Genomic DNA, 19,607 nt, shown 5'->3' on the forward strand with positions numbered 1-19,607 from the left:
GTGCCCAACTGAATGATGGCAACTAACAATAAGGGTTGCGCTCGTTGCGGGACTTAACCCAACATCTCACGACACGAGCTGACGACAACCATGCACCACCTGTCACTTTGCCCCCGAAGGGGAAGCTCTATCTCTAGAGTGGTCAAAGGATGTCAAGACCTGGTAAGGTTCTTCGCGTTGCTTCGAATTAAACCACATGCTCCACCGCTTGTGCGGGCCCCCGTCAATTCCTTTGAGTTTCAACCTTGCGGTCGTACTCCCCAGGCGGAGTGCTTAATGCGTTAGCTGCAGCACTGAAGGGCGGAAACCCTCCAACACTTAGCACTCATCGTTTACGGCGTGGACTACCAGGGTATCTAATCCTGTTTGCTCCCCACGCTTTCGAGCCTCAGCGTCAGTTACAGACCAGAGAGCCGCCTTCGCCACTGGTGTTCCTCCATATATCTACGCATTTCACCGCTACACATGGAATTCCACTCTCCTCTTCTGCACTCAAGTCTCCCAGTTTCCAATGACCCTCCCCGGTTGAGCCGGGGGCTTTCACATCAGACTTAAGAAACCGCCTGCGCTCGCTTTACGCCCAATAAATCCGGACAACGCTTGCCACCTACGTATTACCGCGGCTGCTGGCACGTAGTTAGCCGTGGCTTTCTGGTTAGATACCGTCAAGGGATGAACAGTTACTCTCATCCTTGTTCTTCTCTAACAACAGAGTTTTACGATCCGAAAACCTTCTTCACTCACGCGGCGTTGCTCGGTCAGACTTTCGTCCATTGCCGAAGATTCCCTACTGCTGCCTCCCGTAGGAGTTTGGGCCGTGTCTCAGTCCCAATGTGGCCGATCACCCTCTCAGGTCGGCTATGCATCGTGGCCTTGGTGAGCCGTTACCTCACCAACTAGCTAATGCACCGCGGGTCCATCCATCAGCGACACCCGAAAGCGCCTTTCAAATCAAAACCATGCGGTTTTGATTGTTATACGGTATTAGCACCTGTTTCCAAGTGTTATCCCCTTCTGATGGGCAGGTTACCCACGTGTTACTCACCCGTTCGCCACTCTTCTTTTTCCGGTGGAGCAAGCTCCGGTGGAAAAAGAAGCGTTCGACTTGCATGTATTAGGCACGCCGCCAGCGTTCGTCCTGAGCCAGGATCAAACTCTCATAAAAAGTTCGAACAATCTTGCGATTGTTAAGCTCAATTTGTTTGCTAGCATATTGCTTGCTTGTTAAAAATGTTTGTTGTCTTGAATTGAATCAAGACGCCCTACACATTTGGTTTGTCTTACTTTGTTCAGTTTTCAAAGGTCTACTTCATCAGGAGTGTTTCCCGATTCGTTTTTGGCTGCCGTAGCAACTTTTATATCATATCAGAGAGACAAGTAATTGTCAACTCTTTTTTAAAAGTTTTTTCGATTTCGTTTTTCGAAATCTTCCAGCAACTCATTTATCATAACTTATCGTTTGTTATTTGTCAAGAACTTTTTTGAAGTTTTTTTCGATAGAATCAAGCTTCACAAGTGGTTCTTTTTTAACGACTCAGTTATCTTATCATGTCATTTCCAACATGTCAACAACTTATTTTTTATTATTTAATAAGTTATTGGTGTTCTTTTGAACAAATAATAATATATCAACATCACATGTGAAAGTCAATAAGAAAATGCTTATTTATCAACATTTCTAGCTTACATGATCATTGGTTAGTTCTGGTCCTTTTTCGTTCGTCTTTATAACTCCGAGAGACGTAAAATCCTTTTGTTTTCAGTTTAATGTTCATGTTCTTGTCTTATTCACACCAACTAGATGTCTCACCTTCTAAAATTTTCCTTAACAAAGTGCTGCTTTTATCTATTTCTGCTTTTTTTTGCTAGAATAATAGTAACAATATGACTCTGGAGGATTTATTTATGAAAATTTTGATTGCTGACGATGATAAAGAAATCGTTGAATTATTAAGTATCTATGTTCACAATGAGGGGTATGAAGCAGTAAAGGCTTATGATGGGAAAGAAGCATTATCTAAAATCAGAACAATCCCTGATATTGAATTACTTATTTTAGATATCATGATGCCTGAGATGGATGGGATGCAAGTAGTGAAAGAGCTACGAAAAGAATCCCAAATACCAATCATTATGCTGACAGCAAAAACTACTGATATGGATAAGATCAAAGGACTGGTCGCTGGTGCAGATGATTATGTGACCAAGCCATTTAATCCGTTAGAAGTAATGGCTAGAGTAAAGTCTTTATTACGGCGTACAAAAATGCAGATTGCCCCAGATCAGCCTGATGTATTAGAAGTAAATGCATTAATCATCAATAAAGACTCTCATGAAGTTAAAACAATCGATGGGAAAGAAATCCAGTTAACAGCTTTGGAATTCGGTATCCTCTACTTGCTTGCTAGTCATCCTAATCGAGTATTTAGCGCGGATGAAATTTTTGAGCGTGTTTGGAAACAAGAAAGTATTGTCTCTGCTAAAACTGTCATGGTTCACGTTAGTCATTTAAGAGATAAGATTGAAGAAGCAACTGGTGGTGAAAAAGTCATTCAAACCGTTTGGGGAGTGGGCTATAAAATTGACGCAAGATAGTAAACGAGCAACTGAAAAACGCCGTCGGATCAATTTGACTTCAAAAGAAATCAGCGAATTGTTAGCGGAAGGAATCATCACGATTATCCTTTTGCTTCTATTAAATGTTTCTATTCTGGTTGTTATCAGTTCGGTGATCAACAGTTCACCTTCTTTGACGAATGCGATTTGGGATTCAAAGAATATTTTTGCAGAACGATTGAACACTGATTTGTTCTGGAACGGCCGGAATTTTATTATTCCCTTTTTCTTTCTATTAGATATTGGTGTTTTGTATTGGCGCTTGATTCGAAGATATCGCCAAATGCAATTGCGGCATATCATCAGCGAACTTCACTACATCGCAAACGGAAATTATGATCATCGTATCCCTTTTGAACTGAGTGGTGACTTAAGCCGAGTGGTAACAAGTATCAATGGATTGGTGGATAGTACCGTAGCAGCGATTGAAGACGAACGTAAAATCGAAAAATCAAAAGATGAATTGATCACGAATGTCAGTCATGATATCCGTACCCCACTCACGTCCATCATTGGATACCTAGGACTGATAGAAGATGGCCAGTATCACTCAGAAGAAGATCTTTTAAAGTATACGCATACTGCTTATATCAAAGCAAAGCAGATGAAATCTTTAGTGGACGACTTATTTGAATACACTAAGGTACGCCAGCCTGCTGTCCCGGTGAATTTTTCTGCCTTTGACATGATCCAGTTGATCGAACAGTTAGCAGCTGATTTTGAGTTGGAAGCTTCTAAAAAAAATATCCAAATACTTGTTCAATCAAAAGTAGACTCCCTTATCATGGATGGCGATACCGAAAAACTTGTACGTGTCTTCAATAATCTTTTGACGAATGCGTTGAAATACGGAAAAGGAGCAACGAAGATCGTAATCGAAGTAGAACGTATCGGTTCAGAAGTTGTTGCAACAGTCAAAAATAACGGAGCAATGATCCCACAACAGGCAATCGATAATCTATTCGACCGTTTTTATCGTGTAGAAGAATCTCGTTCACAAGCAACTGGAGGAACTGGACTTGGTTTAGCAATCGCTCAAAGCATTGTGGCTTTGCACGGCGGATACATTTATGCAAAATCAGATAAGCAATGGACTTCTTTCATCATGCACCTTCCAATCAAGAAAAATGAAAAATTACCTATTGATACACAGGAAGTTATTGACGAAAACTGAAATATTCGCTATTCTTATTACAATTATTAGAATAAATGAAAAACACAGAACCCAGTACACTTTATTCTTTTTCAGAGAGCTGATGGCAGGTGTAAATCAGCAAAGGATAATTTGGAAGTTCCAGTTCGTTTACGTGCCCTTTCGAAATAAGAAAGGTCGGTTCAACAGCCGTTATGTGTTCAACAAGTGCAGCTGACGCTGAACTTGGGTGGTACCGCGAATTTCAGACTGATTCGTCCCAAGAATAATGGGATGGATCAGTCTTTTTTTATTTTCAAAAAGGAGGAAATCATATGTTAGATGTAAAAATGATGCGACAAAATATTGAAGAAGTACAAGAAAAATTGATGACTCGGGGCGTAAAAAAAGAAACATTAGCTGAATTCATGGAACTAGATGAAAATCGTCGTAAGCTACTAGTCAAAAGTGAAGAATTAAAAAAATATCGAAATGATGTTTCTGCTGAGATCGCCCAATTGAAGCGTGCAAAAGAAGATGCTTCTGCTAAAATCGCTGAAATGAAAGAAGTCGGTGGCAACATCAAAGCATTGGATACTGAAATTGCTGAAGTGGATGAAAAATTGAAACAAATTGCAACTACTTTGCCAAACCTTCCCCATGATTCTGTGCCAGTTGGAACAGATGAAGAGGACAATGTAGAAATCCGTCGTTGGAGCGAACCACGTACATTTGCTTTTGAACCAAAACCACACTGGGAAATTGCAGAAAATCTTGATATTTTAGATTTTGAACGTGGCGCAAAAGTAGCCGGTAGCCGTTTTGTCTATTACAAAGGATTAGGTGCTCGATTAGAACGTGCTGTCTACAACTTCATGCTTGATCAGCATATTTACGAACACGGCTATACTGAAATGATCACTCCTTATATCGTCAACAGTAAAGCGATGTTTGGTACGGGACAATTTCCAAAATTCAAAGAAGATGTTTTCCAATTGGAGAATACTGATCTAACATTAATCCCAACAGCTGAAGTACCATTAACTAACTATTATAATGATGAAATTTTAGATGGTGCAGATTTACCTATTTATTTCACTGCACTAAGCCCTGCTTTTCGTTCTGAAGCCGGAAGTGCTGGTCGGGATACACGAGGACTGATTCGTCTTCACCAATTCAATAAAGTAGAAATGGTCAAATTTTCGGATGTAGAGCATTCTTACGAAGAATTGGAAAAAATGACAGCTGATGCAGAAGATATCTTGAAAAAATTGCATTTGCCTTATCGTGTGATGGCCTTATCAACTGGAGACATGGGCTTTTCTGCAGCTAAAACTTATGACTTAGAAGTATGGATACCTGCACAAGATACTTATCGTGAAATCAGTTCTTGTTCTAACTGTGAAGATTTCCAAGCACGCCGCGCAATGATCCGTTATCGCGATAATGATGGAAAAATCCACTATACTCATACTCTGAATGGTTCAGGACTTGCAGTTGGCCGTACAGTAGCTGCCATTTTGGAAAACTACCAAAATGAAGATGGTTCTGTCACAGTTCCAGAAGCGCTCGTTCCTTATATGGGGAATCTGAAAGTTATTAAATAAAGAGGCTGTGAAAAAGCCGCTTAGTTTCGAGTATTAAGAAAAATTTTGTGAAAATGGCTTTCCACATTTTTGCATAAATTGGACTTAATACCGAGAAACTGGCTTTTGAACACCATTTATCGAGAGGTTGTGAAATCAGCGAATTAACCTGAGTATTAGAGAAAAAAATGGAAAAATAGCTCCTCATATTTTGCCGTTTTTTGAGCTAATACCGAGGGTTAGTTGATTGAACACCATTTATCGAGAGGTTGTGAAATCAGCGTCCTGGCCTGAGTATTAGAGAAAAAAATGGAAAAATAGTCCCTCATATTTTACCGTTTGTTGAACTAATACCGAGGGTCAGCTGATTGAACACCGTTTAGTGGAGAGGTCGTAAGCCTACCCCCCAGCTCCGAGTTACAAGGACAAATTCAAAAAACAGCTCTTCATATTTTATGAATGTTGTACTTGTGATTCGGAGGTGGCAAGGGAACACTGTTTATTCAAAAAGAGGCTGGGACAGAAGCGTTTAACTCCAAGAAATAAGAAGAAATTCACGAAAATTGCTTTTCAAATTTTTGTGAATTTCTTCTTATTTCCGAAGGAGTTGCTTCTACTTCCGCCGTTTATACGTGTTTAGAGCGTGAGACAAAAGTGTTCTTTACTTTTGTCCCACGCTCTTTAATGTTTTTAAGATTCAACTGAATAGTTTGGTGCTTCTTTTGTGATTTGTACATCATGAGGGTGTGATTCTTTTAATCCACTGCCGCTCATTTGGATAAATTGCGCTTCATCACGTAATTGCTGTAGATTGGCTGCCCCAACATAACCCATTCCTGAACGCAAACCGCCGATCATTTGGAAAATAATATCTGCAACACTTCCTTTATAAGCAACCCGACCTTCGATTCCTTCTGGTACTAATTTATTTGCTTCATTGACACTACCTTGGAAGTAACGGTCTTTTGAACCTTTTTCCATCGCGCCTAATGAGCCCATACCTCGGTATGTTTTGAATCGACGTCCTTGGAAGATTTCGAATTCACCTGGTGATTCATCTGTCCCTGCCAACATACTTCCTAGCATCACTGCATGTCCGCCGGCAGCTAATGCTTTGACGATGTCACCAGAATATTTGATCCCTCCGTCTGCAATAATCGCTTTGCCATATTGACGAGCAACTGATGCTGCATCATAAATAGCTGTGAGCTGAGGTACACCTACACCGGCTACCACACGTGTCGTACAAATCGATCCTGGTCCGATACCAACTTTTACGACATCTACACCTGCATCATATAAAGCTTTTGTCGCTTCAGCCGTCGCAACGTTTCCTGCAATCAATGTTGCATCTGCAAAAGTTGAACGGATTTCTTGAATTTTTCGGATCACACCTGCACTATGTCCATGAGCTGTATCGATGATGATTGCATCTGCCCCTGCTTCTAATAAAGCATTCGCACGCTCAAATGTATCGCTTGTTACACCAACGGCTGCTGCTACAAGCAATCGACCATGTTCATCTTTTGCTGCATTTGGAAATTCGATCACTTTCTCGATGTCTTTGATCGTGATCAATCCGCTTAAACGACCTTCGTTATCTACGATTGGTAATTTTTCGATTTTATGTTTTTGCAAAATCTTTTCTGCATCTTTTAGAGAGGTACCTACTGGGGCAGTCACTAAGTTGTCTTTTGTCATCACATCAGCAATCGGCATGTGATAATCTGTTACAAAACGCATGTCGCGGTTTGTAATTATCCCTACCAATTTTCTGTTTTCAAGTGTTTCAACGATTGGCACACCACTGATACGATATTTGCTCATCAATTCTTCTGCGTCTGCTACAAGATGCTGTGGCGTTAAGAAGAACGGATCAATGATTACGCCACTTTCAGAACGTTTGACTTTTCTTACTTCATCCGCTTGCTGGCTGATCGTCATGTTTTTATGGATCACACCTAGTCCGCCTTGTCTTGCCATAGCAATGGCCATCTTGCTGTCGGTAACAGTATCCATACTTGCACTGATGATTGGAATATTCAACTTAATATTTTTAGCTAATTGTACGCTCATATCCACTTCGTTTGGTAACACGTGACTTTCTGCTGGTATCAATAAGACATCATCAAAAGTAAATCCTTTTTTCGTGAACTTTGTTTCCCAGTTGGACATTTTTAGTACCACTCCTCTAATTTAGTTTATCTATTAAAATAATTGATTTTTTCATTTAAGTCAATGATCTACTTGGAATCAAGTTAGCTTTCTCATAGAATACCAATATAAAGCGTTTACATCTGTGTGTATTAAAAGAGATTGTAAAAAAGCTGTCCTGCATCAAGTAATAAGAACAGCCAATCAAAAACAGCTTCTCATGTTTTTGAATTGGTTGGGTTTATTACCGCAGATGCAAACTTTTGAACACCGTTTAGTGGAGAGGCTGTGAAAAAGCTGCTTAGTTTCGAGTAGTAAGAAAAATTTTGTGAAAATGGCTTTCCACATTTTTGCATAAATTGGACTTAATACCGAGAAACTGGCTTTTGAACACCGTTTATCGTAAAAAGGGACTGTGACAAGACTTTTGTCACAGTCCCTTACTATTATTTAACTATGGATAAACAAAATGAGGTTCTTTACTACCCCTAGATATCTAGCAAAATAGCTGATCTTTTTGCTAGTTTATCTTCTTGGGACGGATAAACTTCCAATAATCCCGTATTTTTTCTTCAAGTAGTAACGGATTGCTAAAGCAGTTGCCCCGATAATGATAACTACTACTGGATCTAATACTGGATTGATAACTGGTGGCAATAGTGTTGTCGCAGAAAACAGTACGACCCAAAGAAGTGTCGTTCCACCTAGGATAAGCAATGTCTTACCCATTCCTGGTTTCTTGCTTCGATCTGCTCCGGGATATTCATATTGATAGATGTATTTGTACATCATATAAAAGACCCAGCCACCGATTGCAGAACCTAGAACGAGTGTAGAAAAGCCATAAGCTGGCGTTGTTCCACGTGAAAACAATCCGGTAATCGCAATCATGATACTTAATAGACCAAGCAACAGCAACGTATTATCTAACCACATCAATAAAGGGGTGGATGAATTTTTTACTTCTGCTGGCTTATTGATGATTGCTTCCGTTCTTTCAGAGACTGTCCCAAACAATTGACGGGCTGTTCTTCCGCCTTTTTGTTCTGCAACTAAAGTAGGCAGAATGTCATGAAGGGCTTTTACTTTTTCTTCTTCAGACAAATTCGCTGCTTCTAAAGATTTTTTCAAATCAAAAATGTACTGTTGATTTCTTTTGGTTAATTTTGTTTCTAAACTATTGTTTTCTTTTACGATTGCTCGTAATTGTTCTGGTTCCATTATCTAATAGTCCTCCTTAGCCGTTCCTTTTCTCAACGGTCGTCACAAAAGACATTCTACCATATTCTACAGCTAGTTTGATAGCCCTTTTACACATTAAAGCGGAATAACATTACGTCGCCGTCTTGTACGACATAATCTTTTCCTTCTAATCGAACACGTCCAGCTTCTTTTGCTGCATGCATGTTTCCGTAATGATCCAAGTCTTCAAAAGAGACAGTTTCTGCACGGATAAATCCGCGTTCGAAATCTGAATGGATGATTCCTGCTGCTTGTGGTGCTTTGATTCCTTTTTTGAATGTCCAAGCACGTACTTCTTGTTCCCCAGCAGTAAAGTAAGTAGCTAAGCCTAACAAATCATAAGCAGCACGGATCAACTGATCCAAACCTGATTCTTCGATTCCTAAAGCTTCTAAAAATTCCGCTTTGTCTTCTTCATCTAATTCTGCGATTTCTTCTTCTGCACGAGCACTGACCACGATCACTTCTGCATTTTCTTCTGCAGCAAAGTTGCGCACTTCTTGTACATAATGATTCGCGTCTGCATCTGCTACGTCATCTTCTGAGACATTGGCTACATAAAGAATTGGTTTTGTCGTCAATAAAAATAGTGATTTAACGATTTTTTGTTCTTCTTCAGTAAATTCGATCGTTCGGGCAGATTTTCCTTCTTCCAGTACAGGTTTGATTTTATCCAGTACAGCTAGTTCTGCCACTGCATCTTTATCTTTGGTTTTAGCAACTTTTGCTACACGAGTATAGCGTTTGTTGATAGATTCTAAGTCTGCTAACACTAGTTCCAAGTTGATCGTATCAATATCTTCTAGTGGATCAACACGTCCTTCTACGTGAGTAATATTATCATCATCAAAACAGCGAACAACGTGACAAATAGCGTCTACTTGGCGGATATGGCTTAAGAATTGATTTCCCAAACCTTCTCCTTTACTTGCGCCTTTTACGATTCCAGCAATATCTGTAAATTCAAAAGTCGTCGGAACAGTTTTTTTCGGATGTACAAGTTCTGTTAAGCGTTGCAAACGCCAGTCAGGTACTTCTACCATCCCTACGTTGGGGTCGATCGTCGCAAAGGGATAGTTTGCTGCTTCTGCTCCTGCTTTTGTGATCGCATTAAACAAAGTTGATTTTCCTACGTTGGGCAACCCAACAATTCCAGCAGTCAATGCCATAAATTTATTCACTCTTTCTCTGCATTTTTTTCAATTACTTTTTTTAATTTCTTTTCAAAATCTCGACGGGTCATCATGACGATATGTCCGCAATTCATACATCTGATTTTGATATCTGCGCCCATTCGAATGACTTCCCAGCGATTCGTCTGGCAAGCGTGAGGTTTTTTCATTTCAACGATATCGTGCAAGTCGTACATAAAAATAGCCTCCTTTTTGTTTATTCTTCATCAAATTGAATATTCAAGATATCAAGAATTCGAGTCAAATCTTTTTGAGAAAGATATTCAATCTCGATCTTACCTTTCCCATTTTTTTCTTGGATAGCTACACTTGTACCAAATTTATCCATCAAACGATCTTCGCTTTCTCGGATATAATATGGTTTTTCCTTTGCTAGCCTTGGGATTTTTTTCTTTTCTTTTCCATCATTTTGATTTAACTCAGAAACAAGCTGTTCCAGTTGGCGGACAGTTAAATTTTCAGTTACTGCACGATTGGCTAATTTCAAGATCAATGTTTTATTTTTTAAACCTAACAGCGTACGGGCTTGTCCCATAGATAAACGCTGATCTTGTACCATTTCCTTGACAAGATCCGGTAAAGAAAGCAAGCGCAAATAATTGGCGATATAAGGTCTGCTCTTTCCTAAACGACTAGCTACTTCTGCTTGTGTTAGTTTCAGGTTTTTCATCAGCATCTCATATGCTTCTGCTTCTTCTAACGGATTCAGATCTTCTCGCTGCAAGTTTTCCAGCACTGCTACTTGCATCATCGCTTCTTCGTCAAAGTCTCTAACGATAGCAGGGATCGTTTCTTTTTCAGCTAGTTTGGACGCTCGAAAACGTCGCTCCCCTGCAATAATCTCATATCCTTTTACTGCGGAACGGCGTACGATGATGGGTTGAAAGACACCTGATTGTTCAATAGAATTAGCTAGTTCCTGCAAAGATACTTCTTCAAATGTTTTACGGGGCTGATACGGATTTGGTCGCAGCTCATTCAATGGTAGCTGGACAACGGTATCATCTTTTACATCCACCGTCTCTAAGTTTTCTAAATCTTGAAACAGTGCATCGATTCCTCGGCCTAATCCTTTACTTTTCTTCACGACTTACCACTTCCTTTGCCAATGCTTGGTAGACTTCAGCTCCTCGAGAACGTGGATCGTAGTCGATGATCGGTTTTCCATGACTAGGTGCTTCTGATAAACGAATATTTCTTGGAATGATCGTTTCGTAAACTTTTTCGCGGAAGTATTTACGTACTTCTTCTACGACTTCATTTCCCAGATTTGTTCGTGCATCATACATTGTCAGTAAGACTCCCTCGATCTCTAATTCTGGATTAAAGTGTTTTTGGACTAAACGAACCGTATTCAGTAATTGGCTTAATCCTTCCAATGCGTAATACTCACACTGAACAGGTATCAAAATCGAATCACTTGCTGTAAATGAATTGATTGTCAGATGGCCAAGAGAAGGCGGGCAATCGATCAAAATATAATCATACTGACTGCTTACTTCTGCTAAAGATCCTTTTAATCTTGATTCTCTTGCCATCATTGACGTCAATTCGATCTCTGCTCCTGCTAATTGGAGAGTCGCAGGCACAATACTCAAATTTTCGTGTTCAGTGATCAAAGTTGCCTCATCAATTGGCAATTCATTGACTAGAACATCATAGATGTCTCTTGTCACATCAGGTTTTCTGATCCCGACACCACTGGTAGCATTTCCTTGTGCATCCATATCCACTAGCAATACTTTTTTGCCAAGGCTAGCAAGACAAGCACCTAGATTCACCGTCGTCGTTGTTTTGCCGACGCCACCTTTTTGGTTCGCAACAGATATTATTTGTGCCATCTCTTCTCCTCCTATTTGATTGGCTGCTTATTAGGCAGTCCGGGCTTTCTTGGGTATTTCTTTGGGGTTGGTTTCTTTTTTTGAATAACGATGATATGCCGTTGATCAGAGACATTCGGCAAGGTAACCGCCTCTTCTTTGAGGAATTTACCACCTAATAAAGCAATCGCTTGTTTTGCTTCTGTCAATTCCTCTTCACTTTTTGCTGCTTTCAATGCATAAAAATAGCCTTCTTGTTTAGCCAAGGGCAAACACAATTCCGCTAACACATTCAAACGAGCAACCGCACGAGCAGTGACAAGGTCAAATGATGCACGAAAGTGAGGATTTTGCCCAAATGTTTCTGCCCGGTCATGATATAAGGAAGCATCGATTCCTAATAATCGGGTTAACTCAGATAAGAAGGTTATTCGTTTATTCAGAGAATCAACGATCGTTATCTGCAGTTCTGGAAAGGCAATTTTTAAAGGTATGCTAGGAAACCCTGCCCCCGAACCAACATCGCATAAAGATAAAGGTTGCGTAAAGTCTACTTCAAATGCTAATGTAAGTGAATCGTAAAAATGCTTCAGATATACGTCTTTTTCATCCGTAATAGCTGTAAGGTTCATCTTTTCGTTCCATTCGACTAATGTCCGATAATAAATAGCGAATTGATTCATTTGATGATCGGTAAGCTCTATCCCTTTTTCTGCCAAGGATTGGCGAAATTCTTCTGGTATCATAAATATTCCTTTCATTGTGAAACAGCAATTGTTTCACAGATTCTCTCCCTACTTTAACGCAAAATCTCTAGACATGCAATCCTTCCATATGGATTCTTAAAAATTTGAAAAGTAAGAAAAGCCGATAGACTTTTTCTTTCTAGTATGACTCATAAAATATACACAGAAGAGAGAACTAGCTTTGAGCAATTTCTGCAAAAACTAGTTCTCTCTTCTATTTATTATTACGTATTACGCTGGTTCACTGACTTTCGCAATCTTCCCTTGTTCGATATAGACCATTAGGATACTTAGGTCTGCAGGGTTTACGCCACTGATTCGGCTAGCTTGGGCAATTGTTTCTGGTTGGATTTTCTGCAATTTTTGTTTTGCTTCTGTTGCTAATCCGTTGATTGCTGCGTAGTCGATGTTTTCTGGAATCTTTTTCGCTTCCATGCGTTTTAATTTTTCTACTTTTTCCATGGCTTTTTTGATGTAGCCTTCATATTTGATTTGGATTTCTACTTGTTCGATTTCTTTTCGTGTCAATTCTTCATTTTCTGGAATAAACCGTAGAAGTTCTGCATAAGTAATCTCAGGACGTCTTAAAAAGTCGCTTGCTAGTACACCATCTTTTAATGGTGCCGCATTAATCGTTGCTAAAAAGTCTTGGACTTCTTCTGTTGGTTTGATTCGTACATTCATCAAACGTTTGATTTCTTGTTCAACTGCTTCTTTTTTCTTCAAATAATTCTTGTATTGATCTTCTTTTACTAAGCCTACACGGTGACCCATTTCTGTTAATCGCAAATCTGCATTATCATGACGTAAAAGCAGACGGTATTCAGCACGTGAAGTCAGCAAACGATAAGGTTCGTTCGTTCCTTTTGTTACCAAATCATCGATCATGACACCGATGTAACCGTCACTTCGTTTGATCACTAAAGGTTCTTTTCCCTGAACTTTCAAAGCTGCATTGATACCGGCAATCAGCCCTTGTCCAGCCGCTTCTTCATAACCGCTTGTACCATTTGTTTGTCCAGCTGTATAAAGATTTTCAACGACTTTAGTTTCTAATGTCGGACGGAGCTGGTGTGGCTCTACTACGTCATATTCGATAGCATATCCTGTACGCATCATTTCTACTTTTTCTAATCCAGCAATAGAATGAAGCATGTTGACTTGAACATCCTCTGGTAAAGAAGTAGATAAACCTTGAACATAGACTTCTTCCGTATTTAAGCCTTCTGGTTCCAAAAATAATTGATGACGTGGTTTGTCTGCAAAACGCACGATCTTATCTTCGATGGATGGACAATAGCGAGCGCCTACCCCTTCAACGATCCCTGTAAACATTGGGGCACGATGTAAGTTGTCTCGAATAATTTGGTGAGTCGTCTCACCTGTATAGGTCAGCCAGCAAGATTCCTGATCTAGTTTATAGGCACTATCTGGTGTGCTGAAGCTAAAATGATTCGGCTCTTTGTCACCAGGCTGCTCTTCTGTAACAGAATAGTCGATCGTACTTGATTTTACTCGAGGCGGTGTTCCTGTTTTGAACCGTTCGATAGCAAAGCCAAGTTCTTTTAGATGATTCGCTAGTCCAATAGAAGGTTGAGAGTTATTCGGACCTGATGAATATTTCAATTCACCGATAATGATTTCTCCGCGAAGTGCTGTTCCGGCTGTAATAACAACTGCTTTGGCCCGGTAGCTCGCTCCTGTGGACGTCACTACTCCATGACAAACACCATCTTCGACGATCAGTTCTTCGACGATTCCTTGTCTTAGCGTCAAATTTGGTTCTTTTTCGATCGTATGTTTCATTTCTGTTGAATAAGCATGTTTGTCTGCTTGTGCTCGCAATGCTCGGACAGCTGGGCCTTTTCCTGTGTTCAACATACGCATTTGGATATAGGTTTTATCGATATTCTTACCCATTTCTCCGCCTAACGCATCGATTTCTCGAACGACAACGCCTTTAGCTGGTCCGCCTACAGAAGGATTACATGGCATGAATGCTACCATGTCCAAATTTATTGTCAGTAATAATGTTTTTGATCCCATACGTGCAGCAGCAAGTGCAGCTTCTGAACCGGCGTGTCCTGCGCCAACAACGATCACGTCATACGCATCTGCTTCATAATGTTCCAATCGTTTGTTCCTCCTTTTATTTTCCTAAACAAAATTGACTGAATAATTGAGTGATTAGCTCATCTTGTACACTGTCGCCGACAACTTCTCCTAGATAGTCCCAGCAACGCGTCATATCTATTTGAACGAGATCCACAGGCATTCCTGAATCAATACCTGCAATGACTTCTTCAAGTGAGAGGGAAGCTTTTTCTAACAACGCGATATGGCGGGTATTAGAAACATAAGTAGCGTCTCTTTCTCCTGTTTCTCCGCTGAAGAATAAATCAGAAATAGCTGATTCCAAACGATCTAGTCCGTCGTTTTTAGCTACGGAAATTGAAAAAACTGGTTCATTTTCGATCAATTTCTTCAATTTTTCTTGTTCCAGCTGTGCTGGCAAATCTGTTTTATTTAGAAGAATGATCCGTTTCAATCCACTTGTCGCTTCCAATAATTGTTCATCTTCTGCTGTCAGTGGTTCGCTTTGGTTTAGAACAAGTAAGATCAAGTCTGCTTCTGCTAATGCTTTTCGGCTTCTTTCGACCCCGATCCGTTCCACCACATCTTCTGTTTCCCGAATTCCAGCTGTATCGATTAGCTTGAGCGGTACCCCCCGAACATTGACATACTCTTCGATTACATCTCGAGTCGTTCCTGCAATATCCGTAACGATTGCTTTTTCTTCTCTTAACAAATGGTTTAACAAACTTGATTTGCCGACATTTGGCCGGCCGATGATTGCCGTACTTAACCCTTCCCGCAGAACCTTCCCTTGCTTGGATGTAGCAAGTAGCGCTTGGATTCTTTGTTGGATCATCTGCGCTTTTTCAAGCAATAACTTCGTAGTCAATTCTTCGACATCATCATATTCTGGATAATCAATATTTACTTCTACTTGTGCTAATGTCTCTAAAATCTCTTGTCTCAATGAGCGGATCAAAGCAGACAGATTGCCGTCTAACTGATTAAGAGCTAGTCCCATTGCTTTGTCTGTTTTTGCCCGAATCAAATCCATCACAGCTTCTGCCTGTGAAAGGTCAACACGACCATTCAAGAATGCTCGTTTTGTGAATTCACCTGGCTCAGCTAATCTTGCACCTTCTCTTAACAATAGCTGCAAAATTTGATTGACTACAACGATCCCACCGTGACAATTGATTTCTACTACATCTTCCCGCGTAAATGTCTTTGGTGCTCTCATCACGGAGACCATGACTTCATCGACAAGCTGATTGCTCTTGGGATCAACGATATGTCCATAATGGATCGTATGACTTGGTACTTCTGATAATCGTTTGTTTCCAGATTGATAAACTTTATCTGCTAGTTGCACAGCTTGATCGCCACTTAAACGAACGATACTGATTGCACCTTCTCCAGGTGGGGTAGAAATTGCCGCAATCGTATCAAATTCTAAAGTAATTTCAGCCATTTTTTCACTTCCTTTTTCATTTTGCGCACAAAAAAAGTGCCCACTCCACCCTTTATGCACAATAAACGGTGAACTTCGCACTTTGACTGCTTGTTCTTGATTAAATTCTGGTCATAGATTATCACACTTGCTATAAGGAATCAAGTGTTTAAAACAATTAGATGAAGTTGAGCCTGTTCTGCTTCCATTACCTTATATTTAATTGTCCTTGGATGTCTCTTTGCGTTCTTTGGTTTATTCGAAGAGAAGATACTGTATAAACAAGGCTTTATCTTTCTTAAAAAAAACGGTACACTAAATGGTAGCGCTATCTAAACTATACACTTTTGAAAGGAGAAAATATGTGAGCCCGTTCAGATCTGCTGCATTGGAAGAAGAAAGTGACCCTCGGATCAACGATGTCGTTTTATCTACAGGGAATATCAACCAGAAATATATCGTCCGCGATATCGTTTTTGTTGTGGAATGCTTAGAAGCTGATTTGTTTGACCCATCTTTTCCCAAAGATGACCTTTTCTTAACAACGAAGAGGAAATTAAAGACGAAGGTACTTGAATATGGTGCGAATGCAGTAATCAACTGTCATTTTGAGTATCAGCAAAAAAAACGCGACGGAAAGTATTTTCTGGAACTTTTTGCTTATGGAACAGTGATCCAATTTATCCAAACAACGATTGGTTAAATGAAACAGACAAAAAAAGCGGATCAAAACTGAAGACAGTTTCGATCCGCTTTTTTCTATCAAAGTTAGTGACTACTTCATCGTATACTCTGATAAGAATGATTTCTAGTAAAATATACTTGGTTTGAAAAACTTTGTCAACGTGATTTATTCAAAAAGTAATGGAATCAATAATATTTTTTAGCAGGTTCTACTACTAAATAACGATAAGGTTCCTCACCTTCCGAATGTGTTTTTACATGTTCATCTTTGCTTAATGCAGCATGGATTTGTTTACGTTCAAATGCAGGCATTGGTTCTAAGAAAACAGGCTGCCCTGTCCGTTTTACTTTTTCAGCCGTGCGATCAGCTAAACGCTGAATGATCTCTTGGCGCTTTTCACGGTAATTGCCTACATTGACTACTACAGACAGCTTATTTCTTGCTAAACGATGGATGAAGACTTGTGCCAGATATTGCAATGCATTCAGTGTTTTTCCATGTTTCCCAATCAGTATGCCTTGCTTTTGTGTTTCTAAATGGAAAACAACCATATTATTTGATTCTCTTTCCATTTTGACAAGAGCTGGAGCATCAAGCTGTTTTGAAATTTCAGTAAGATAAACTGCCAATTCCGTTAAAGCTGCTTCATCACCTAGCTCACTTACTTCTTCTGTTTTTTCTTCAAGAATCGTTTCGTTGACTACCTCGATCTCAGCTGTTGGTTCTTCTTCCAAAATTTCTTCTACAGTCTGTTCTACTGTTTCAGAAACTTTTTCGCTGATACTTGGCTGGATCGAAAGCCGTGCATTCTTTCGACCCATTCCTAGGAAACCTTTTTTTCCTTCTTCCAGTATTTCGATTTCGACTTGGTCTTTGGCCAAACCCAAATCAGCCAGACCTAGTTGGACAGCTTCGTCTATTGTTGCAGCTTCATAAATCGGCATTAGCATTACCTCCCCTATTATTTCCGTTTTTTCTTAGGATTCATTGCTTTCTTAAGAGCACGTTCTCTTTCGCGGATTCTCCGTGCTTCTTCTTCACGCTCTTTTCGAATTTTGAAAGGGTTGTTGATCAGCAGCGTTTGTACAACTTGGAAGGCATTGGAAACTACCCAGTATAATGAAAGACCGCTGGCTAAATTGACACCCATCACTAAAATCATTACAGGCATCACGAAATTCATGATCTTCATTGATGCATTCGATTCAATTTGACTCATGCTAGATAAATACGTACTTGCAAAAGTAAAGATTGCTGCTAAAATCGGCAAAATAAATGTTGGATCCGCGTTCCCTAAGTTCAACCATAAGAAATGCCCTTGTTTCAACTCTGGTACACGTGAAATAGATTGCCATAACGCCATCAAGATTGGCATTTGTACTAATAAAGGAAGACAACCAGCATATGGATTGACGCCATTTTCTGCATATAAACGCTGCTGCTCTTCTCTTAACTTACTTTGTGTTTCCGGATCTCTTGAACTATATTGTTGCTGCAGTGCTTTTAATTTCGGTTGTAATTCTTGCGTTTTACGCATGCTCTTTGTTTGGAAATGCATCAACGGCAATAGGATCACGCGGATGATCAGTGTAAATAAAATGATCCCTATCCCTGCATTACCAAATGACAACGCCTTGATCGCCTCAGCAAAGTAATAAACAATATAACGATCCCAAATTCCTGTACTCTGTGCGCTGACTTCCCCAGTTCCGCAACCGGATAAGACGATGACCAAACTAACGATACCGGCCATCAAAAGTAAACGTTTGTATTTCTTCACTTACTCTTTTCCTCTCTGTCGATTATTTTTGCAAGTTTTAAGACGTGGACTAAATTGGAGCGAACCTCATCATAAGTCAACCCCTTCACACTTGGTCTAGCAATCACAATAAAATCCAACTCCGGATCAATTTCTTCTTTTATAGAATAAACTGCTGCTCGGATTTTTCGTTTGACTTCATTGCGGTTTACCGCGTTGCCGACCTTTTTTCCTACAGATAAACCAACTCGAAAATGAGGCTGTCCCGGTTTTTCCAAACGGTAAACGACGAATTTGCGGTTAGCAAAAGAATCTCCCGTATGGAACACGGCTTGAAACTCTCGTTCTTTTTTTACTCGATACGCTTTTCTCATTAGTTTTCTTTCCTTTTCTATCTCTCACTTACGCTCATAATCATACCATAATTACGATTGTCCTTTCATCATTTCCCTAAAAAAGAGTATAAAAAAAACCACTGAAACCCCAGTGGCCTAAGCTGAAAGAACTTTTCTTCCTTTGCGACGACGGCTAGCTAACACACGACGTCCATTTTTAGTACTCATACGTTTACGGAATCCGTGAACTTTTTGACGTTTACGTTTATTTGGTTGGTATGTTCTTTTCATATATTCCACCTCCAAAATGTTCTTATCTATTTTATAAACACAGACATACTTTGATAGTATAACGACAAAGTAGTGATTTTGTCAATATAAAATAGAAGATCGATTGTTAAAACTTATCCACAAGATTATTTTTTTTTATGGGAATCCTATGTGGAAAAAGTTATGCACAGGGATTATCCACAGATAATAAAAGGCTGGTTTTACACAGAAAACACACGTGTAAAAAAAGTAATCCACAATCAGGCGATTTCCTGTGTATTCCGTCTCCTAACTATTGGTATATCTGTATTTTTTATCCACAGACGCAAGAGGAAATCTATTGGTTTTTACGAGTTTTCCACCTGTGCATTAGTGGTGTGGAAAACTTTTTTTGACAACTGTGTTTTTCTCTTTTTTCTTTTTGTCGATTGTGTGGATAATTGTAATTAAAAAATTTTTTTCTTCGGTTTCTGTGGAAAACTATTGAAAAAAATGCTAAATTAGTACTAGTTATTCACTTTTTAATGAAGGAGGAGGCCTTAT

Annotated in this window: 17 protein-coding genes, 1 rRNA gene and 1 other annotated feature (1 of these 19 only partly in view); of the genes, 4 read left to right on the plus strand and 14 right to left on the minus strand. The window is 39.6% G+C overall.

Going from position 1 to position 19,607, the window contains the following annotated elements; translation table 11 throughout:
• A 16S ribosomal RNA gene (locus PYW34_RS12180) occupies positions 1-1,165 on the minus strand; it reaches 395 nt to the left of the window's first position.
• A 740-nt stretch (positions 1,166-1,905) separates the two neighbouring features.
• Between PYW34_RS12180 and PYW34_RS12185 the strand changes: the two genes are divergently transcribed.
• The 3 genes from PYW34_RS12185 (at position 1,906) to serS (ending at position 5,355) form a co-directional block, all read left to right on the plus strand.
• The gene (locus PYW34_RS12185; RefSeq protein ID WP_002295268.1) at positions 1,906-2,595 is read left to right on the plus strand and encodes a response regulator transcription factor; all 690 of its coding nucleotides are present in this window, start codon (positions 1,906-1,908) and stop codon (positions 2,593-2,595) included.
• Positions 2,582-3,790, plus strand: coding sequence for a sensor histidine kinase (locus PYW34_RS12190; RefSeq protein ID WP_002334278.1), 1,209 nt, complete (start codon positions 2,582-2,584; stop codon positions 3,788-3,790). The genes PYW34_RS12185 and PYW34_RS12190 overlap by 14 nt, the downstream gene beginning before the upstream one ends.
• A 38-nt stretch (positions 3,791-3,828) precedes the next feature.
• Positions 3,829-4,034, plus strand: a binding site (T-box leader).
• Between the two features lie 49 nt (positions 4,035-4,083).
• Positions 4,084-5,355 (plus strand): serine--tRNA ligase, encoded by a 1,272-nt coding sequence (gene serS / locus PYW34_RS12195; protein WP_002295265.1) that lies wholly within the window; start codon positions 4,084-4,086, stop codon positions 5,353-5,355.
• Between the two features lie 669 nt (positions 5,356-6,024).
• Here the strand turns inward: serS and guaB are convergent.
• The 9 genes from guaB to mnmE all read right to left on the minus strand — a co-directional run bounded on the left by guaB (position 6,025) and on the right by mnmE (position 16,036).
• A complete protein-coding gene (gene guaB, locus PYW34_RS12200; RefSeq protein WP_002295264.1) occupies positions 6,025-7,509 on the minus strand; it encodes an IMP dehydrogenase in 1,485 nt (494 codons plus the stop codon).
• Between the two features lie 504 nt (positions 7,510-8,013).
• Positions 8,014-8,709, minus strand: a complete 696-nt coding sequence (locus tag PYW34_RS12205; RefSeq protein ID WP_002295263.1) for a DUF1129 domain-containing protein — start codon at positions 8,707-8,709, stop codon at positions 8,014-8,016.
• 89 nt (positions 8,710-8,798) lie between these two features.
• A complete protein-coding gene (ychF, locus tag PYW34_RS12210; RefSeq protein ID WP_002293105.1) occupies positions 8,799-9,899 on the minus strand; it encodes a redox-regulated ATPase YchF in 1,101 nt (366 codons plus the stop codon).
• A gap of 8 nt (positions 9,900-9,907) precedes the next feature.
• The gene (locus PYW34_RS12215; RefSeq protein WP_002293106.1) at positions 9,908-10,099 is read right to left on the minus strand and encodes a DUF951 domain-containing protein; all 192 of its coding nucleotides are present in this window, start codon (positions 10,097-10,099) and stop codon (positions 9,908-9,910) included.
• 20 nt (positions 10,100-10,119) lie between these two features.
• A complete protein-coding gene (locus tag PYW34_RS12220) occupies positions 10,120-11,010 on the minus strand; it encodes a ParB/RepB/Spo0J family partition protein (RefSeq protein WP_002288806.1) in 891 nt (296 codons plus the stop codon).
• Positions 10,997-11,764, minus strand: coding sequence for a ParA family protein (locus tag PYW34_RS12225; protein WP_002288805.1), 768 nt, complete (start codon positions 11,762-11,764; stop codon positions 10,997-10,999). Before PYW34_RS12225 ends, PYW34_RS12220 begins: the two co-directional genes overlap by 14 nt.
• Before the next feature lie 11 nt (positions 11,765-11,775).
• Positions 11,776-12,489, minus strand: coding sequence for a 16S rRNA (guanine(527)-N(7))-methyltransferase RsmG (gene rsmG, locus PYW34_RS12230; RefSeq protein ID WP_002288804.1), 714 nt, complete (start codon positions 12,487-12,489; stop codon positions 11,776-11,778).
• 231 nt (positions 12,490-12,720) lie between these two features.
• Positions 12,721-14,622 carry a tRNA uridine-5-carboxymethylaminomethyl(34) synthesis enzyme MnmG gene (gene mnmG / locus PYW34_RS12235; RefSeq protein ID WP_002295262.1) on the minus strand — a complete coding sequence of 634 codons (1,902 nt, stop codon included), beginning with the start codon at positions 14,620-14,622 and terminating at the stop codon, positions 12,721-12,723.
• A 16-nt stretch (positions 14,623-14,638) separates the two neighbouring features.
• Complete coding sequence (gene mnmE, locus PYW34_RS12240; protein ID WP_002295261.1) at positions 14,639-16,036, minus strand: tRNA uridine-5-carboxymethylaminomethyl(34) synthesis GTPase MnmE; 1,398 nt, start codon at positions 16,034-16,036, stop codon at positions 14,639-14,641.
• 298 nt (positions 16,037-16,334) lie between these two features.
• Between mnmE and PYW34_RS12245 the strand changes: the two genes are divergently transcribed.
• On the plus strand, positions 16,335-16,718 hold the full coding sequence (locus PYW34_RS12245) for a hypothetical protein (RefSeq protein WP_002303984.1): 384 nt from the start codon (positions 16,335-16,337) through the stop codon (positions 16,716-16,718).
• 167 nt (positions 16,719-16,885) lie between these two features.
• On the opposite strand, the gene jag is transcribed toward PYW34_RS12245, so the two are convergent.
• From jag to rpmH, 4 genes are all read right to left on the minus strand, one after another.
• Complete coding sequence (gene jag / locus PYW34_RS12250; RefSeq protein ID WP_002295258.1) at positions 16,886-17,644, minus strand: RNA-binding cell elongation regulator Jag/EloR; 759 nt, start codon at positions 17,642-17,644, stop codon at positions 16,886-16,888.
• Between the two features lie 17 nt (positions 17,645-17,661).
• Positions 17,662-18,480, minus strand: coding sequence for a YidC/Oxa1 family membrane protein insertase (locus tag PYW34_RS12255; RefSeq protein ID WP_002295256.1), 819 nt, complete (start codon positions 18,478-18,480; stop codon positions 17,662-17,664).
• A complete protein-coding gene (gene rnpA / locus PYW34_RS12260; protein WP_002295255.1) occupies positions 18,477-18,833 on the minus strand; it encodes a ribonuclease P protein component in 357 nt (118 codons plus the stop codon). Before rnpA ends, PYW34_RS12255 begins: the two co-directional genes overlap by 4 nt.
• Before the next feature lie 117 nt (positions 18,834-18,950).
• Positions 18,951-19,085, minus strand: coding sequence for a 50S ribosomal protein L34 (rpmH, locus tag PYW34_RS12265; RefSeq protein WP_002293121.1), 135 nt, complete (start codon positions 19,083-19,085; stop codon positions 18,951-18,953).
• Between the last annotated feature and the right edge of the window lie 522 nt (positions 19,086-19,607).

Source organism: Enterococcus faecium, from assembly GCF_029023785.1.
GTDB classification, from domain to species: Bacteria; Bacillota; Bacilli; order Lactobacillales; family Enterococcaceae; genus Enterococcus_B; species Enterococcus_B faecium.

Excerpts from the sequence above, each read along its gene's own strand:
- jag (WP_002295258.1), bottom strand. The coding sequence starts at position 17,644 with ATGCCGATTTATGAAGCTGCAACAATAGACGAAGCTGTCCAACTAGGT.
- serS (WP_002295265.1), top strand. The coding sequence starts at position 4,084 with ATGTTAGATGTAAAAATGATGCGACAAAATATTGAAGAAGTACAAGAA.
- PYW34_RS12205 (WP_002295263.1), bottom strand. The coding sequence starts at position 8,709 with ATGGAACCAGAACAATTACGAGCAATCGTAAAAGAAAACAATAGTTTA.
- PYW34_RS12245 (WP_002303984.1), top strand. The coding sequence starts at position 16,335 with ATGGTAGCGCTATCTAAACTATACACTTTTGAAAGGAGAAAATATGTG.
- guaB (WP_002295264.1), bottom strand. The coding sequence starts at position 7,509 with ATGTCCAACTGGGAAACAAAGTTCACGAAAAAAGGATTTACTTTTGAT.
- rsmG (WP_002288804.1), bottom strand. The coding sequence starts at position 12,489 with ATGATACCAGAAGAATTTCGCCAATCCTTGGCAGAAAAAGGGATAGAG.
- PYW34_RS12185 (WP_002295268.1), top strand. The coding sequence starts at position 1,906 with ATGAAAATTTTGATTGCTGACGATGATAAAGAAATCGTTGAATTATTA.
- PYW34_RS12215 (WP_002293106.1), bottom strand. The coding sequence starts at position 10,099 with ATGTACGACTTGCACGATATCGTTGAAATGAAAAAACCTCACGCTTGC.
- ychF (WP_002293105.1), bottom strand. The coding sequence starts at position 9,899 with ATGGCATTGACTGCTGGAATTGTTGGGTTGCCCAACGTAGGAAAATCA.
- mnmE (WP_002295261.1), bottom strand. The coding sequence starts at position 16,036 with ATGGCTGAAATTACTTTAGAATTTGATACGATTGCGGCAATTTCTACC.
- PYW34_RS12225 (WP_002288805.1), bottom strand. The coding sequence starts at position 11,764 with ATGGCACAAATAATATCTGTTGCGAACCAAAAAGGTGGCGTCGGCAAA.
- rnpA (WP_002295255.1), bottom strand. The coding sequence starts at position 18,833 with ATGAGAAAAGCGTATCGAGTAAAAAAAGAACGAGAGTTTCAAGCCGTG.
- rpmH (WP_002293121.1), bottom strand. The coding sequence starts at position 19,085 with ATGAAAAGAACATACCAACCAAATAAACGTAAACGTCAAAAAGTTCAC.